Source organism: Mesorhizobium sp. ISC25 (assembly GCF_042295465.1).
Taxonomy (GTDB): Bacteria; Pseudomonadota; Alphaproteobacteria; order Rhizobiales; family Rhizobiaceae; genus Mesorhizobium.
Genome location: NZ_CP135441.1, coordinates 1748603 through 1764099 on the forward strand (window position 1 = coordinate 1748603; position 15497 = coordinate 1764099).

Below are 15497 nucleotides of genomic sequence, written 5' to 3' on the forward strand. Positions count from 1 at the left end.
CCCTCGTCCCACACCCGCGCGATAGGGGCAAAATCGTCCCCGCTAAGCTATTGCGGTGCGCAACTCCCACTTGCTTGTATTTCCTCAGATCGTCTGTTCCAAAACCAGTCCTTATCGAATGCCCTGCACACATCCCCTCCAGACCGCGCTACGGTTTCTGCGATCGCCTGGCGCGAAGCTTCGCATGACGGCCCATCAGCAGAAATCGTCTGATCGCCAGCGTCAAGTTTCTCGGCCGAGCTGCAATAATACCGCTGTGAGACGAAGTGCTGCCCGTTGTCGGCGTAAGCCACTTCTGATGAGACAAAAGAGATGATCCCAGCAAGGGGCGCAAAAAACTTTAAAGGAGCCACAGTTTCCTCCTTGCACAGTTGGCGACGGTCGTCTTCAGCGGCTAGCTTCAAAGGGGCACGTCATCAAGACGGCGCTACGAACGACGCAATGCAGCCCCTAATATTTAAACCATGGATCGCCAAGCGAAGCGTAACGTCAGTTGTTGCGGCATTCGCAGGTGGCGTTTCCGTTAGAGTCGCAGTTACCATAGAAGGTTTCGCCTGTGTTGCATGTTTTATCACAGGTGCTGGTTGTTCCGTCAGGCTTAGTGCAAGTTTTGGACCCAACGAGAATCAAAGAGTTTCTGCCTGGAACGCCCTTTAGATCAGGCATATTGAACGCCATCTCGCTAGGGGTCGACATCTTCAGCTCCGCAGCGCGGCTTGGGGTCGAAAAGATACTAAGCAAAGCAATACAAGAACTTGCGACTATCAGTGCCGGTTGCATGGTCTTCCTCCTTCGTCGTTGCTGCATGCCTCGTTGATAAAAATAGTTCTACGCGATCGCCTTCTAAGAATGGTCCGCTTGAGCATCAGGCGACCTCCAACCGCTTCTCCGGCCAACGGCGAAATGGTGGCTGCGCCCCCCGCCGAACCAACAGCGAATGCTCAATCCCAAGTATCTTCCGCACGCTCGCCAATGCCGCCTCGTTCACCTCGATATACGCGACGATGTACCATTCGCCGTTTTCTTCCCTGGCCATGCCCATTGGCTCGGCGCGCCATTTCAGCGCCCCGTGGTGCGGCATGAAGTAGGTTTCCTGGACGCCGCCGACGGCACTGAGGCCTTCGTCAAGCGCGTATTCCATTACCGCGCAGCACAGCTGCGTCAGCGTGCCCCTCAGTCCGGCAGTTCGCTTGTCGGGAACGACGAATGTGCGGGTCCATTCGGCCCAATCGGGACGTCTTGGGACGCCCGATTTTTCGCACATGTGAGAAAAAACCTCCGAGACCATGTGCGGCTCGCTCGTTGGGATCAATCGAGCCGAAGTCACTACGCGATCGTCTTCAATGCCCAGCAGGTATGTTGCCGCGTCTGTATCGAATTGATCCAGTTCGCGACCATCCGGGCTCGGAGGGCGCCAGCGTTTTTGATGCACGAAGAAATCATGCCGGCGGCGCAGAAATTCGTCGAATTCGTTTTCGTAGAGATGCTTGTTATGCGCGTTGACTACGTGGGCCTTTATCATGGCGCGATCCCCCGATCGTTCTCGCAGGGATATTTGCAGCCTCGCTAATGTACGTCACCTGTCCGATAGGACAGTTGACGCGCTAGAGCAGGACGGTCGTCCTGCTCTAGCTCTTTGTTCTTCGCATGATCTTATCCGAAAAGTCTGCAACTTTTCGGGATCATGCTCTAGGGATGGATCAGGCGCCGGCGCACTGCCTCGACGACCGCCTGCGTGGTCGTTGCGACGCCAAAAGCCTCGCGGGCCCGCGTCGAGTGCCATTTGACGGTGCGCTCGGTCAGACCAAGGATCTGGGATGTTTCCGACGAGGTCTTGCCGGCCGCGGCCCACAACAGCACCTCTTTTTCGCGGTCGGTCAGCACGCCTTCATCGTCATCATTATCATCCGCCAAGGCCTGGATCGACATGCCGGCATAGACCGCCATGGTCACCAGTTGCACTTGATGGCGTGGCGAGAGATTGCAGGACTTCGCGGAGGAGGCAAACGACAGCACGGATTGCCAATGGTGAATGCTGAGCATCGGTACAGCGAAGCCGCTCCAGATGCCGAACTCCGTCGCCTCGCCGGCGACACGTCGTGAACCTTCCGTATCCGACCACTTTGCCGGAACTTCGGACCAAAGGAACGGCTTCAGGGTTTTTGCCGAGTAGATGCAAACACCATCAACCGCGGCATGCTCGGCCTCGACATAGCGTTCGAACCAGCCGGCCGGCCAGCCATTCAGTTCAACCATCGGTGCAAGTTTCTGGCCACTGAGCGGAACCCCGCTCAGGATAAGGTGCTCGAAGCCGAGATTCCTCACGGTATCAAGAAGGTCGCTCAGCAGCGGCCCGGTAGCTGTGTGTTTCCTGCAGCGTTCGACAAAGTCGAACACGTCTGAATCGATCATCACAGAGACCCCCGTCTCCACGCCCGAAAACAAAGTTTAACTCAAATTAGCGATTTCGAATACTCCCAATAAGTGTGTCCGCCACGCAGGACGCGTGGACCAAAATCAGCTAAATCAGCCGGATTGTGACCAGCAACACAGGACCAGAAAGCATGACGCCAGCATTGCCGAAACGAAACGAGCCGTTCCGGGCCGGCGAAACCGCGCTGCTGCTGGTCGACATGCAACGCGTCTGGCTGGAGCCCGGCGCCGATCCGGCGCATCCGGAGCGCGGCCCGGACCACTATTTCTACCGGCAGACGGCGTCGCAAACGATCCCCAATCAAGAGCGCCTGCTGGCGGCGGCGCGGGCCAACGGCGTCGAGGTGATCCACACAATCATCCAGAGCCTGACCGAAGACGGCCGCGACCGTTCGCTCGACCACAAGCTGACGCCGATCCACATCGCGCCGAGCCGGCCGGAGGGCCTGCCGGTGCCGTCGCTGGCGCCGGTTGGCGACGAGATCATGCTGCCGAAGACATCGTCCGGCGTCTTCAACTCGACCAACATCGATTATGTCCTGAAAAACCTCGGCGTGCGTTACCTGGTCGTCGCCGGGATCATGACCGACCAGTGCGTCGACATGGCGGTGCGCGATGCCGCCGATCGCGGCTACCTCGTCACCTGCGTATCGGATGCATGCGCCGCCGCCTCGCAGGAGCGCCATGATGGCGCGCTCAAGGCGTTCGGCGGCTATTGCTGGATCGCCGACACCGCCATCGTTACTGCCCGTTTCGAAGCCTTGGGAAAAACTGCATGACATCGACCGTCGAACCGCTCGTTGCCGTCGTAACCACCGATCTTTCGGCGATCACGCGCGGCCGCTCCGTCGTCGAAAGCAGGCTGCAGAAGATCGCTGCGACCGGTGTCGGCTGGCTGCAGGCCAACCTGTCGCTGACGCCGTTCAACTCGATCGTCGACCCCAATCCCTGGGGCTCGTCCGGCGATGTGCGGCTCATTCCCGATCTCAACGCGCGGTTTCGCACCGCGCTGACCGGATCGGCGACGCCTTTCGACATGGTCGCCGGCAACATCGTCGAACTCGACGGCAGCCCGTGGGTCGGCTGCACGCGGACCATGCTCAGGGATGCGCTGACCGAGTTGAAGGCGGCGACCGGGCTTTCCGTCATCGCCGCGTTCGAGCATGAATTCCATATCGAGGGCGACTTTGGGCCGGCTCATTCGATGTCGCTGGCAGCACTGCGCCGCACCGATCCGTTCGCCGCCAATCTTATGGCGGCGCTGGACGAAGCCGGCGTCGCGCCCGAAGTGGTGATTGCCGAATTCGGAACCGACCAATTCGAGGTGACATGCGAGCCGGCCGATGCGCTTGCCGCGGCCGATAGGGCGGTCGCCATCCGCGAGATCACGCGCGAAGTCGCGCGATGTGCCGGCTGGCGGGCGAGCTTTGCGCCCAAGATCGCGCCCGATGCCGTCGGCAACGGCGTCCACATCCATTTCAGTTTCGTCGACGAGGCGGGCAAACCGGCGACCTACGACCCGGCCCAGCCGGGCGGCCTTTCCAGCGCGGCCGCTTCGTTCTGCGCAGGCGTGCTGCGCCACCTGCCCGCGATCACCGCCATGACGGCGGCGAGTGTGTCGTCCTACTACCGGCTGAAGCCGCATAGCTGGAGCTCGTCCTACACCTGGCTTGCCGATCGCGACCGCGAGGCTAGCCTGCGCATCTGCCCGACGGCGACGATCGGCGGGCGCGATCCGGCGCGGCAGTACAACATCGAATACCGGGCAGCCGACGCCACCGGCAATCCTTATCTGTCGCTGGCGGCGATCGTGCGCGCCGGGCTTGAGGGGCTAGAGGCCAAGCTGCCGGCGCCACCGCTGGTCACTGGCGACCCGACGCAGATGAGCGTTGCCGATCGCAAGAAGCTTGGCCTCGTACGGCTGCCGGAAACGTTGCCGGCGGCACTCGACGCGCTCGTCGCCGACAAGACCGTGACAGGATGGTTCGTGCCGGTGTTCGTCGAGACCTTTGTCGGCCTCAAGCGGCATGAGACCGAGCGCCTCGCCGGTCTCGACCCAGTGGCGGACTGCGACCTCTACCGGACGCTGTATTGATGGCTGAGCCGCTTGCCAACGCCATCCTGCCGGAAGGTTGGCCACCCGCGGTCGAAGCGATCAACGAAACGGCGCGTTCCGATATCGTTCTGATATGCGAGCACGCGTCCAATCACATCCCGGCCGAGTATGCGCGGCTCGGTCTCGACAGCAGCCATTTGCAGCGCCATATCGCCTGGGACATCGGCGCCGCCGAAGTGACCCGCGCTCTGTCGAAGCTGCTCGACGCTCCGGCCTTCCTCGGCTCCTATTCGCGGCTTTTGATCGATCTAAACCGGCCGCTGGGTTCCAGCGGCAGTATTCCGGTGCTCTCGGAGGATACTGACATCCCCGGCAATGTCGGCCTCGATCCGGAGGTGCGAAGCCGGCGTGCCGAAATCATGTTCGCGCCGTTTCATGACCGTGTGGCCGCCCATCTCGACGACCGGGCGAACCAGGGCAGACCGACGCGGATCGCGACGATCCACTCCTTCACGCCGGTCTTCCTCGGCATTGCGCGGCCCTGGCATGCCGGCGTGCTTTACGATCGGGCAGTCGATTTCGGCCAGGCAGTGCTTGCCGGCCTGCGTGCCGACAGTGCGGTCAACGCCGCGGCAAACGAGCCGTACGTGATCAGCCGTGACGGCGACTATGCCATACCCGTCCATGGCGACGATCGCGGCATTGCCGCGGTCCTCATCGAAATCCGGCAGGACCTGCTGGCGAGCCGCTCCGGCATCGAGGAATGGGCGCACCGCCTGGCAGCAGCGTTGCCGGCGCGGCGGACGAAAGCTTCGTGAACAGGCTCAGCTGGGTAAGCGCAACGCGAGCCCAGACGCTGGCGAAAAGCCTGGCGAAGTGTCCTTTAAGAAAAGATCTCCGACAGCTCTTCCACGCTGGTGCCTTCCTTGACCTGACGCAGCTCGACATAGCTGACCGCCGCGGCAACGGAAAACACGACTTGCTCTACCGCGCGCCCCAGAGCATCCAGGAAGAACCCGAGCGGAATGCCTAGGTGGGATAGGATGCGGCCCAACGCGAAATTTATTGCGACCAAAGCTGCGAACAGGGGGAACCAGAGACCGAGCAGAGACCAACGGCTGCCCTTGGAAAGGTCGCGGCTGCGGCCCAAACTCGCGAATACCCCCAATTTTTCCTGAACCAGAACCGGTGTCGCGACAACCCAGAGAACCAACAATAAAAACCCCGGAACGACGAGCAGCACGAGGCCGGCTGTGAAGCCAATGTTGACAATCAGCGAAATGCCGATTGCCGGCAGCAGGAGCGCCAAGGCCGTCCCGATGCAATCACGCATCGACGGCCGCTTGCCGCTCAAATCCTCGATGGCAGCGCGCGTCAAAGCCACCTCCAGCAAGGATATGAGGACAATATAGCCGATCGCGCCAACCACCGTGAGCGCGACCCGTTGAACCGAGAATTCCGGGCCGCCATGCTCGACATTCGTAACGCTGTTCCTGAACCAGAGCGCAAATACGAATCTCGGCAGGGCGGAGAAAATCAAGGCAAGCCCGAGGCAAAGCACGGGATTGCGGCCGATGACGGCAAAGCTGTCGTTGAAAACCCTGCCGATACGAAATTTGTTGGGCTGGTCCAGCGTTATTGAGGCCACGATATACCTCTACTTGTTTTGACCGGTCCGTCTTTGCCGACCCGGTCATGGCCGACATTGACCCGCCGGCAACTGGCGAACGGCTATCGCGGCTCGCCGGGCCCCGCCTGATGTTCAGGCCGGTCCCGACGTGGTGCAGCCGCGCGACTTTGCTACGAGAAGATTTGCGACAGTTCTTCGACGCTGGTGCCTTCCTTGACCTGACGCAGCTCGACATAGCTGACCGCCGTGGCCACCGACAGCACCATCGACAGTACGGTCGACACCAAGGCTGCCGCCACATCGGCAATGATCCCACCCAACATGACGATGATTGCCAGCATCACCCACTGGATGACCATCGCGATGATCATCAGGATCAAGAAGAGGCCAAATAGCGGCCAGCGGTTGCCCTTGGTCAGGACACGGCTGCGCGACATGGAGCCAAACACGCCAAGCCGCTCTTGGATTAGAACCGGCACCGCCACGCACCATCCGAGCCATAAGATGATGCCTGGAACCAGCAAGGCTATCGACGCCAGGCCCGCACCCAGGCCGACGAGCAGCCCAATACCAAGGGTCGGCAGTAGATTGCGGATGGCTATCTGGATACAGTCGCCAAAGGTCGGCCGCTTGCCGTTCAAGTCCTCGATCGTCGCCCGGACCAACGCCGACTGGAGCAGCAGCGCGAAAACGAAGGATAGCAATCCCGCAATAGCCGTAATCCATGAATTCTGAAACATCATGGAGGGATCGGCCGCGGCGCCGGGGTCGCCCTGCAGAACCGCATCTATTTGCGGTTGGCTCCACAGCCGAAGAATAATCGCCGGTAAGCCTGAAAACAGCAGCGCGAGCCCAAGGCACAAGCCGATGTTGCGGCCGATCACGGCGAAGCTGTTGTTGAACACTCTGCCGATCTCGAATTTCTCAGGCCGTTCCAGTGTCGTTGAAGCCATGATTTCCCCCCGTGTTTCGCCGTAACAGTATCACGGCGCCCTAGTAGTAATTCTGCCAAGATTAACGGTGGGCGTCCAGCCCACTTGCAATTCTTGTGCTGCATTGTCAGTGTCGGCTGGGAACCACAGGTTGCAGGGGAGCGGGTGGCGGTGGCACAGCCAGGCACAGCGGAAGCCGAATGGCTGACCAATCTGCACAAGCAGCTGATCGCCGATGAGTCGATCCAGTTCGACCTGCCGGCCTATGTGCCGCCAAAGCCGCCCGAGTGGCTGAAACCGCTGCAGGATTTTTTGTCGTGGCTCGGTCCATACATGATCTATCTGTTCTGGGGGGCGGTGATATCGGGCGTCGCAATCATCCTGCTTTTGGTCTTCCTCGAGGTGAAAGGCATCGCCTGGCGGCTGCCGTGGCAGCGCGCTCGGCCCGAAGTCGAAGACGAAGAAACCTGGCGCCCAGACGCCGGCGCCGCGCAGATCCTGCTGTCGCAAGCGGATGCGCTGGCTGCATGCGGCGACTATGACGAGGCGGTTCACCTTTTGCTTCGGCGCAGCGTCGCCGATATCGCCGGCCGACTGCCGGACTTCCTGCGCCCGTCGCTCACCGCGCGCGACATCGCCAATGCCCCTTCCCTGCCGGGAAGGGCACGCCATGCGTTTACCGAGATCGCCCGCATTGTCGAGGCGGCGCTGTTCGCGCGCCGGCCGGTCGGCGCGGAAGGCTGGCGGCAAGCACGCGGCGCCTATGAACGGTTCGCCTTCCGGGATGCCTGGACGTGAGCGCACCGGCGGTCGAGGCACAGGAGCCGTTCAATCGAAAGACACTGTTTTGGGGGATTTTCGCCAGCCTGCTTGCGGCGGCCGGTTTCTTCCTGCTGTCCACCTATGCCCCCGATTTCCGGCAACCCGGCAATGGCGGCGCCACGCCGCTGTCGAAAAGCGGCGTCGGCTACGCCGGCCTGGCGGAATGGCTGAAGCTGACCGGCGAACCGCCCTTCATGGCGCGGACAGAGGACGATCTCGCCACCGACATGCTGCTGATCGTCACCATTTCGCCCGATAGCGATCCGGGAGCGCTCGACCACATCCTCAACCTTCGCCGGGACCAGAACACGCTCTTCGTGCTGCCCAAATGGCAAATCCTGCCGCTGCAGGAGCATGAAGGCTGGAACATGAAATTCGGGCGATTGCCCGGTTCGGTGGTGAACGAATGGCTTGGCCGGATCGCCGATGCAAAGATCGGTGCCGGCCAGGGCACGGCAAAGCAACTCGACATCGAAGGCAACATGGTTGCCGCACCCGAAGAATTGCAGTGGGTGGCCGACAAGTACCCTCTCATCGCAGCCGGCAATGACAAGGCTGTGCTTACCGAACTAGACGACAAGCCGTTCTATATCCTGACCGACCCCGACCTGATCAACAACGCCGCTCTCAAGGATCCCGAAAAGGCAGCAGCCGCGCTCGCGCTGATCGCCTTGCTCCAGCCGGACGACGGGCCGGTGATGTTCGATCTGACGCTGCACGGCGCGGGGCGAAAGTATGATCTGGCCAAGCTTCTGGTCGAGCCGCCGTTTCTGGCGCTGACATTGACGATCCTGGTCGCCGCCGTGCTGGCTTTCCTGCATGGCCTTGGCCGGTTCGGCCCGCCGCGCGCCGACCAGCGCGCGATTGCCTTCGGCAAGCGTGCGCTGGTCGATACGACGGCGATGCTCATGCGGCGGGCCGGCCGGCTGGACGAGCTGGGAGGCCGCTATGCGGCCTTGATGCGGGTGCGCGCCGGCGCGCTGCTCGGGGCACCGCAAGGGTTGCAAGGCAAAGCGCTCGACCACTGGCTCGACTCTCGCGATAAGGAGCAAGCCGGCGGATTCACGATGCGCTCGCAAGCCGCCGGCGAGGCCAAGAACCTGGCGCAGATGCAACAGGCAGCAGAACGGCTGCACGACTGGACGGCAAGGAGGCTCGGTGAACGTCGATGATGTGAAGGCCCTGGCGACACGGATCAGGGAAGAAGTGGCCAAGGCGATTACCGGGCAGCACGATACGGTCGACCTGATGCTGACCGCCTTGTTCGCGGGCGGGCATATCCTGCTCGAAGGTCCTCCCGGTACGGCCAAGACAATGACCGCACGCTGCTTCGCCCAGGCGCTTGGGATCGCCTACGGGCGCATCCAGTTCACGCCGGACCTGATGCCCGGCGATATCGTCGGGTCGAACATCTACAACTTCCAGACCGGGCAGTTCACGCTGACGCGCGGTCCGATCTTCTGCGATCTTCTGCTTGCCGACGAAATCAACCGCACGCCGCCCAAGACGCAAGCCGCGTTGCTCGAGGCGATGCAGGAACATGCGGTCACCTTCGACGGCACCACGCATTCGCTCGGCCGCAATTTCATGGTCGTCGCGACCCAGAATCCGATCGAGCACCAAGGTGTCTATCCGCTGCCGGAGGCGCAGCTCGACCGCTTCCTGTTCAAGCACCGCGTCAGCTATCCCGGCCCCGAGGAAGAACGAGCCATCATCGTCCATCACGGCGGCGGCTCCGCCTCGCACGACATCGCGCAATATGGCATCGAGGCGCAGACGGACCGCGAGACGCTGCAGGAGGCACTCGCAACCGTCGGCTCCGTCACCCTCGTCGACGATGTCGTCGGCTACATAGCGGCGCTGGTCCGGGCTACGCGTGAAAATGCCGATCTGGAAGTCGGAGCCAGCCCGCGCGCGGGCGCCATGCTGGCGCGGGCGGCGCGTGCCCGGGCGGCGCTGGACGGACGCGCCTATGTGATCCCCGACGACGTCAAGGCGCTGGCAGTGCCGGCGCTGCGCCATCGCGTCATCCTTTCGCCTGCCGCCCAGATCGATGGCCGCCTGGTCGAGCAGATCGTCTCCGACTTGGTCGACCAGACGGAAGCACCACGTTGATCTATCCCAGCGGCCGAGCGGTATGGGCAGCAGCGGCCGGCGCGGTGCCGGCCTTCCTGGTCGCTCTGGCACTGCCGTCGTTCTGGTATCTGGGATTGCTGTGGAGTTGCCTGCTGCTTGCCTTCCTGTCGGTGGATGCCGCGGCCGGACGCGGGCGGGCATCGCTGAATGCCAGCATCGATGCGCCGCAGCAGGTCGGTGTCGGCGGCGAGTTCGGCGTGCAAATCACCACCCGTCACTCGGGGCCGCGCGCCGCGGAGGCTCGCGTCGGCCACGATGCGCGTCTGGCGCCGGTGAGCGGCAGCGGCGGAGCCTTGCAGCCGACCGTCGGAGGTGGGTCGCTCGACCTCCGCTTCCAGGCGCTGCGGCGCGGCGTCGCCAGCTTCGACCGTCTCTGGGTGCGCTGGCGCGGGCCATTCGGGCTGGTCTGGAACCAGCTCGTGCTGCCGGTGGAAAGCAAGGTTGCGGTGCTGCCCGACGTCAGCAGCGCCCGCGGCGAGGCGATCACCCTGCTGCAACATGCGGCGCTTGCCGAAGGCCATGCGCAGCGCCGCGCCGGTCAAGGCCGCGAGTTCGACGCGCTCAAGGATTACCAGCCGGGCATGGGCCGGCGGATGATCGACTGGAAGCGCAGCGCCCGCCACGGCAAGCTTTTGGCGCGCGAGTTCCGCATCGAGGAGAACAACAATGTCGTGCTGGCCATCGATAGCGGACGCCTGATGTGCGAGCCGGTCGACGGTGTGCCGAAGGTGGACCGGGCTGTGACGGCCGCCTTGCTGTCGGCATTCATCGCGCTGAAGGGCGGCGACATGGTCAGCCTGTTCGGCTTCGATGCAAGGCCGCGCGTTTCGAGCGGCGCGGTACGCGGCCCCGCCAGCTTTGCGATGATCCAGAAACGGGCCGCCGAGATCGACTACTCCAGCGAGGAGACCAATTTCACCCTGGCGTTGACGACACTCGCGGCGCGGCTCGACCGCCGCTCGCTGGTCATCATCTTCACCGATTTCGTCGATCCGATCAGCGCGGAATTGATGCTGCGCACCGTGGGCCGGCTCACCGAACGGCATCTCGTGCTGTTCATGATGATGAAGGACACCGAACTGGAGGGCCTGGCCGACATGCCGCCACGCTCCGGCGAGGACGTTGCCCGCGCGGTCGTCGCCGGAGGGCTCTTGCGCGAAAGGCAGGTCGTCATCGGCCGGCTGCGCCTGCTCGGGGCGCATGTCATCGAAGCCGACCACAACCGGCTTGGTCCTGCGCTGGTCGAGCGTTATCTGCAGTTCAAGCAGGAGGATTTGCTGTGACGGCGCCGGTAGTGGGCAATGCGGTGCGTGGCGATGCGGTACGCCAGTCGCTGGCCAGCTTCCGCCGCGAGCGCGAGGCCGACTGGAAGGCATTCGAGGCACTGCTGGCGCGTGTCGAGAAGCGTGCGCCGCGGACGCTTTCCGAAGAAGAGCTGCTGTCGCTGCCGCTGCTCTATCGATCGGCGCTGTCTTCCCTTTCGGTGGCGCGCGCGACATCGCTCGACAACGCGCTGGTCGCCTATCTCGAAGCGCTGTCGCTGCGCGGTTATTTCTATCTCTATGGCGCGCGGCGCGGGCTGCGGCAGCGCCTCGCCGATTTCTTCCTGCACGACTGGCCCGGGGCCATTCGCGACCTGTGGCGCGAGACATTGGCATCGGTCGCGTTGATGGTGATCGGCATTGGTGCAGGCGCCTGGCTGGTGGCATCCGACAAGAGCTGGTTCGACGCGATCATCCCGCCCGGCCTGGCAGGAGGCCGCGGCCCCGATACCTCGGCCGAACTGCTGCGCGGCATGCTTTATGATGGCGACAACGGCTTTCTCTCAGGCTTTGCCGCCTATCTGTTCACGCACAACGTCCAGGTCGCAATCCTGGCCTTCGCCCTTGGCTTCGCCTTCGCGGTGCCGACGGTGCTGCTGATGCTGTTCAACGGCTGCATGATCGGGGCGTTGTTCCAAGTCTATTGGTCCAAAGGGCTTGGCATGGAGCTCGGCGGATGGCTGGCCATCCACGGCACCACGGAATTGTTCGCAATCTCTTTGGCCGGCGCGGCCGGTATGCGCATCGGCACCAGCATCGCCTTTCCCGGCGAATTGACACGAATGGCGGCAGCGGCTCGCGCCGGACGCATCGCCGCGAACGCCATGGTCGGGGTCTCGGTCATGCTGCTGTTTGCCGGGCTGCTCGAGGGTATTGGCAGGCAGACCATCACCAGCGACGTCACGCGCTACGCCATTGGCGGTGGCATGCTGGCGCTGTGGATCGGTTATTTCTATCTGTTCCGGGCGGTGCGGCATGGCGATCGTTAAACGCGCCGCCTTCGCGGCTATACGGCCGCTGATCACGCCCGAAGGCGTCGATCTCCGGATAAAGTTGGCCGACGCCGGCACGCGGGCCTCCGCCTTCCTCCTCGACATCGTGTTCATCGCCGTGGCTGCAATCGTGATCACGATCGTCGCGCTGTTCGGGGTGGGAGGCCTTGGCAGCGAGGGATTTCAGCCGCTCTTCGTCGTCTGGATCATCCTGATCTTCTTTCTGCGCAACGCCTACTTCATCGTTTTCGAAGCGGGCCGGCGCGCGGCTACGCCCGGCAAGCGGATCGTCGGCATCCGGGTAGCGTCGCGCAGCGGCGACGGCCTGTCGATCGACCAGGTCATTGCTCGCAACCTGATGCGCGAGATCGAGGTGTTCCTGCCGCTCTCGATCATCGTTGGACGCAGCGGGACCGACCTTGCCGACACGCTGACGACGGTGTTCGGACTGGTGTGGACGCTGCTGTTTGCCTTGTTCCCGCTGTTCAATCGAGACCGCATGCGGATCGGCGACCTGTTGGCGGGGACCTGGGTGGTCGAGGCGCCGAAGCGCGCCTTGCTTGAAGACCTGTCAGCACGGCAGGATCCGGCGGCCGGCGCCTTCCGGTTCAGCCACGCCCAGCTCGATGCCTACGGGATTGCCGAACTCCACAAGCTGGAGGAGGTGCTGCGCCGCGACGACTATTTCGCCCTGCGGACGGTTGCCGAAACGATCGGACGCAAGATCGGCGCGGCACCACAAGCCCATGACGCTCGCGCGTTCCTGACGGCGTATTACGGGGAGTTGCGGGCGCATCTCGAACGCAAGCTGCTGCTGGGCAACCGCAGGGCCGACAAGCACGCGCGTTAGCAGTTGCCGACCAGGCGCACCTAGCGACAAGCGTCGGTGCTGCCCCTCATCCGCCTGCCGGCACCTTCTCCCCGTATAGTGACGGGGAGAAGGGGAGATGCCGCGGCGCGGGCGGCTATTCCGCAACGCTGCCAATTAGCGAAACCGTTTGCGATGGCGCCTTTCTCCCCGTCACTATACGGGGAGAAATGCCCGGCAGGGCAATGAGGGGCGACGCCGACGAACCTGATGAGCCCCTCTCATGAGGCCGGTTCAAATGCCCCGTGCCCTACCCCACCCACTTCTCATAATCGGATACCAGCAGGTGCAGCGGCGCTGTGTCCTCGTCGATGTCTGCGAAGCGGCCGATTGGTTCGCGGAAGACGTTGTCGGTGAGATCGTCGTTGACGGTCGAAACCTCGCCGATCAGCACGTCCTTGCCTTCCGCCCAGAAGGCGTGCCAGACGCCGGGCAGCAGGGTGACGCTCTGGCCCGGGTCGAGCTTCAGCAGTCCACCCGCAGGCAGCCTGTGGATGGTTCCGTCGACAGGCACCGATACTTCGGCCTTCGGATCGATGCCGCCATCGCGATCATGCATGAACAGCTCCAGCACCAGTTTGCCGCCACCACGGTTGATGATGTCCTCGGCCTTGATGTTGTGGCGGTGCATCGGCGACAGCTGATCCTTGCGCGAGATCATGATCTTCTCGGCATAGAGCATGCCCATGCCCTTCTTCATGTCCTCGTAGCGGCCGTTGCGAACGGTGAACAGGAACAGGCCGAGCTCGTCGAATTTCTCCTGGCCGTAGTCGGTGATGTCCCAGCCAAGGCGCGACGAGAAGATGGCGGCCGAATCCTGCCGGTGCGCCTTCATCTCTTCCGGGGACCAGTAAGCGAAGGGCGGCATGATGTAGCCGAACGAACGGATGAAGGCGTCGGCGTCGCGGATGATGTCGTTGATGGAGGAGCGTTTCATGATCGTGGTTCCTTCCCGTCGCTTTTCAGGCGCTAACCGCAATAGCCGAACGCCAATCCGGTGTCGATGCAAACTGCTGTCGCTGGCCCATGACATTCGGGTCGATCAGGACCATAAGGTCAACCAATTTTCCGATGGTGAGACCATGCGCAGCATAGACGACCTCGATACGCCGGCGATCCTGATCGACGCCGGCCGCGCCGAAGCCAACATCGCGTGGGCGCAGGCCCATGCCGACAGCCACGGGCTGAAGCTCCGGCCGCACATCAAGACCCACAAGCTGCCCTATTGGGCGAAGAAGCAGGTCGCGGCCGGCGCCATCGGCATCACCTGCCAGAAGATCGGCGAGGCCGAGGTCATGGCCGATGCCGGACTGACCGACATCTTTCTGCCCTACAATATCCTCGGGCGGGCCAAGCTGGAGCGCCTCAAGGCGCTGCATGACCGCGTAACCCTGTCGGTGACAACGGACAGCATGGACACGCTGATGGGACTTGCCGCCACCTTTACCGATCCCGGCCACCGCCTGCCGGTGCTGGTCGAATGCGACACCGGCATGGGCCGCTGCGGTGTGCAGTCGGCCGGCGAGGCTGTCGCGCTGGCCAAAGAGATCGACAAGGTCGGGGGGCTCGTCTTCGGCGGCTTTATGACCTACCCGGGGGCGGGCCGCGCCGTCGAGACCGAGGCGTGGCTCGCCGATGCGCAGCAAGCGCTTGCCGCAGCCGGCCTTGCCTGCGAGCGTATCTCCAGCGGCGGCACGCCCGACATGTGGCGTTCCGGCGAGCATTCCGTCGTCACCGAATACCGCCCCGGCACATACATTTATCTCGACCGCTACCAGGTCGCCAAAGGCGTCGGCAGCCTCGACGATTGCGCGCTGACGGTGCTGTCAACGGTGGTCAGCCGTCCAACGCCGACGCGCGCCATCCTCGACGCCGGCAGCAAGGCGCTGTCCAGCGACACGCTGGGGCTCGCCGATTTCGGCGAGCTGCTGGGCATTTCAGGCGCAAAGGTTACCAGCCTCAGCGAAGAGCACGGCAACGTCACGCTGTCAGGCGACGCGGAGCTTCGCATCGGCGAGCGCGTGCGCATCGTACCCGACCATTGCTGCGTCGTCACCAATCTGTTCGACGAGGTGCATCTGATCGAAGGCGACAAGGTGATCGAGACGCTGCCGGTCAAGGCACGAGGACGGATGGGATGAATCAAACCGGAGCGCGTGTGGAGGCTTCAGGCAACAGTCTTTGAACGCTGGAGGGACAGCACCCCCCTCTGTCCTGCCGGACATCTCCCCGCAAGGGGGGAGATTGGCAGCTCCGCCGCCCGCACCCACTTTGATACGTTGGTAATTGGCGAAAGCAGAAGCAAC

At 63.1% G+C, this 15497-nt stretch carries 15 protein-coding genes; 10 read left to right on the forward strand and 5 right to left on the reverse strand.

Annotated features, from left to right (window positions below; translation table 11 throughout):
• Positions 1 to 865: 865 nt before the first annotated feature.
• Together RQ479_RS08945 and RQ479_RS08950 are read right to left on the reverse strand one after the other, a co-directional pair.
• Positions 866 to 1522: an acyl-homoserine-lactone synthase gene (locus RQ479_RS08945; RefSeq protein WP_376704807.1), complete on the reverse strand. Its 657-nt coding sequence runs from the start codon at positions 1520 to 1522 to the stop codon at positions 866 to 868.
• A 167-nt stretch (positions 1523 to 1689) separates the two neighbouring features.
• Positions 1690 to 2412: a LuxR family transcriptional regulator gene (locus RQ479_RS08950; RefSeq protein WP_376704808.1), complete on the reverse strand. Its 723-nt coding sequence runs from the start codon at positions 2410 to 2412 to the stop codon at positions 1690 to 1692.
• A gap of 152 nt (positions 2413 to 2564) precedes the next feature.
• Between RQ479_RS08950 and RQ479_RS08955 the strand changes: the two genes are divergently transcribed.
• Genes RQ479_RS08955 through RQ479_RS08965 form a run of 3 tightly spaced genes read left to right on the forward strand, consistent with a single transcriptional unit; the run spans position 2565 to position 5307 of the window.
• Positions 2565 to 3212 carry a cysteine hydrolase family protein gene (locus RQ479_RS08955; RefSeq protein ID WP_376704809.1) on the forward strand — a complete coding sequence of 216 codons (648 nt, stop codon included), beginning with the start codon at positions 2565 to 2567 and terminating at the stop codon, positions 3210 to 3212.
• Positions 3209 to 4528 (forward strand): glutamine synthetase, encoded by a 1320-nt coding sequence (locus tag RQ479_RS08960; protein WP_376704810.1) that lies wholly within the window; start codon positions 3209 to 3211, stop codon positions 4526 to 4528. The genes RQ479_RS08955 and RQ479_RS08960 overlap by 4 nt, the downstream gene beginning before the upstream one ends.
• The gene (locus RQ479_RS08965) at positions 4528 to 5307 is read left to right on the forward strand and encodes an N-formylglutamate amidohydrolase (RefSeq protein WP_376704811.1); all 780 of its coding nucleotides are present in this window, start codon (positions 4528 to 4530) and stop codon (positions 5305 to 5307) included. Before RQ479_RS08960 ends, RQ479_RS08965 begins: the two co-directional genes overlap by 1 nt.
• Before the next feature lie 65 nt (positions 5308 to 5372).
• Here RQ479_RS08965 and RQ479_RS08970 read toward each other — a convergent pair whose 3' ends face one another.
• Both RQ479_RS08970 and RQ479_RS08975 read right to left on the reverse strand, forming a co-directional pair.
• The gene (locus RQ479_RS08970; protein ID WP_376704812.1) at positions 5373 to 6137 is read right to left on the reverse strand and encodes a hypothetical protein; all 765 of its coding nucleotides are present in this window, start codon (positions 6135 to 6137) and stop codon (positions 5373 to 5375) included.
• A 152-nt stretch (positions 6138 to 6289) separates the two neighbouring features.
• Positions 6290 to 7024, reverse strand: coding sequence for a hypothetical protein (locus RQ479_RS08975; RefSeq protein WP_376704813.1), 735 nt, complete (start codon positions 7022 to 7024; stop codon positions 6290 to 6292).
• Positions 7025 to 7222: 198 nt separating this feature from the next.
• Here RQ479_RS08975 and RQ479_RS08980 point away from each other — a divergent pair, with 198 nt between their 5' ends.
• From RQ479_RS08980 to RQ479_RS09005, 6 genes are all read left to right on the forward strand, one after another.
• Positions 7223 to 7849, forward strand: a complete 627-nt coding sequence (locus tag RQ479_RS08980) for a DUF4129 domain-containing protein (protein WP_376704814.1) — start codon at positions 7223 to 7225, stop codon at positions 7847 to 7849.
• Entirely contained in the window at positions 7846 to 9045 is a 1200-nt protein-coding gene (locus tag RQ479_RS08985) for a DUF4350 domain-containing protein (protein WP_376704815.1), read from the forward strand. Before RQ479_RS08980 ends, RQ479_RS08985 begins: the two co-directional genes overlap by 4 nt.
• Positions 9032 to 9988, forward strand: a complete 957-nt coding sequence (locus RQ479_RS08990; protein ID WP_292661489.1) for a MoxR family ATPase — start codon at positions 9032 to 9034, stop codon at positions 9986 to 9988. The genes RQ479_RS08985 and RQ479_RS08990 overlap by 14 nt, the downstream gene beginning before the upstream one ends.
• The gene (locus RQ479_RS08995) at positions 9985 to 11292 is read left to right on the forward strand and encodes a DUF58 domain-containing protein (protein WP_376704816.1); all 1308 of its coding nucleotides are present in this window, start codon (positions 9985 to 9987) and stop codon (positions 11290 to 11292) included. Before RQ479_RS08990 ends, RQ479_RS08995 begins: the two co-directional genes overlap by 4 nt.
• On the forward strand, positions 11289 to 12320 hold the full coding sequence (locus RQ479_RS09000) for a stage II sporulation protein M (RefSeq protein WP_376704817.1): 1032 nt from the start codon (positions 11289 to 11291) through the stop codon (positions 12318 to 12320). Before RQ479_RS08995 ends, RQ479_RS09000 begins: the two co-directional genes overlap by 4 nt.
• 64 nt (positions 12321 to 12384) lie before the next feature.
• Complete coding sequence (locus RQ479_RS09005; protein WP_352457151.1) at positions 12385 to 13173, forward strand: RDD family protein; 789 nt, start codon at positions 12385 to 12387, stop codon at positions 13171 to 13173.
• 268 nt (positions 13174 to 13441) lie between these two features.
• Here RQ479_RS09005 and RQ479_RS09010 read toward each other — a convergent pair whose 3' ends face one another.
• The gene (locus RQ479_RS09010; protein WP_376704818.1) at positions 13442 to 14128 is read right to left on the reverse strand and encodes a D-lyxose/D-mannose family sugar isomerase; all 687 of its coding nucleotides are present in this window, start codon (positions 14126 to 14128) and stop codon (positions 13442 to 13444) included.
• A 145-nt stretch (positions 14129 to 14273) separates the two neighbouring features.
• Between RQ479_RS09010 and RQ479_RS09015 the strand changes: the two genes are divergently transcribed.
• Positions 14274 to 15332, forward strand: a complete 1059-nt coding sequence (locus tag RQ479_RS09015) for a D-TA family PLP-dependent enzyme (RefSeq protein WP_376704819.1) — start codon at positions 14274 to 14276, stop codon at positions 15330 to 15332.
• Positions 15333 to 15497: the final 165 nt, after the last annotated feature.

Excerpts from the sequence above, each read along its gene's own strand:
- RQ479_RS08945 (WP_376704807.1), bottom strand. The coding sequence starts at position 1,522 with ATGATAAAGGCCCACGTAGTCAACGCGCATAACAAGCATCTCTACGAA.
- RQ479_RS08950 (WP_376704808.1), bottom strand. The coding sequence starts at position 2,412 with ATGATCGATTCAGACGTGTTCGACTTTGTCGAACGCTGCAGGAAACAC.
- RQ479_RS08955 (WP_376704809.1), top strand. The coding sequence starts at position 2,565 with ATGACGCCAGCATTGCCGAAACGAAACGAGCCGTTCCGGGCCGGCGAA.
- RQ479_RS08960 (WP_376704810.1), top strand. The coding sequence starts at position 3,209 with ATGACATCGACCGTCGAACCGCTCGTTGCCGTCGTAACCACCGATCTT.
- RQ479_RS08965 (WP_376704811.1), top strand. The coding sequence starts at position 4,528 with ATGGCTGAGCCGCTTGCCAACGCCATCCTGCCGGAAGGTTGGCCACCC.
- RQ479_RS09010 (WP_376704818.1), bottom strand. The coding sequence starts at position 14,128 with ATGAAACGCTCCTCCATCAACGACATCATCCGCGACGCCGACGCCTTC.
- RQ479_RS09015 (WP_376704819.1), top strand. The coding sequence starts at position 14,274 with ATGCGCAGCATAGACGACCTCGATACGCCGGCGATCCTGATCGACGCC.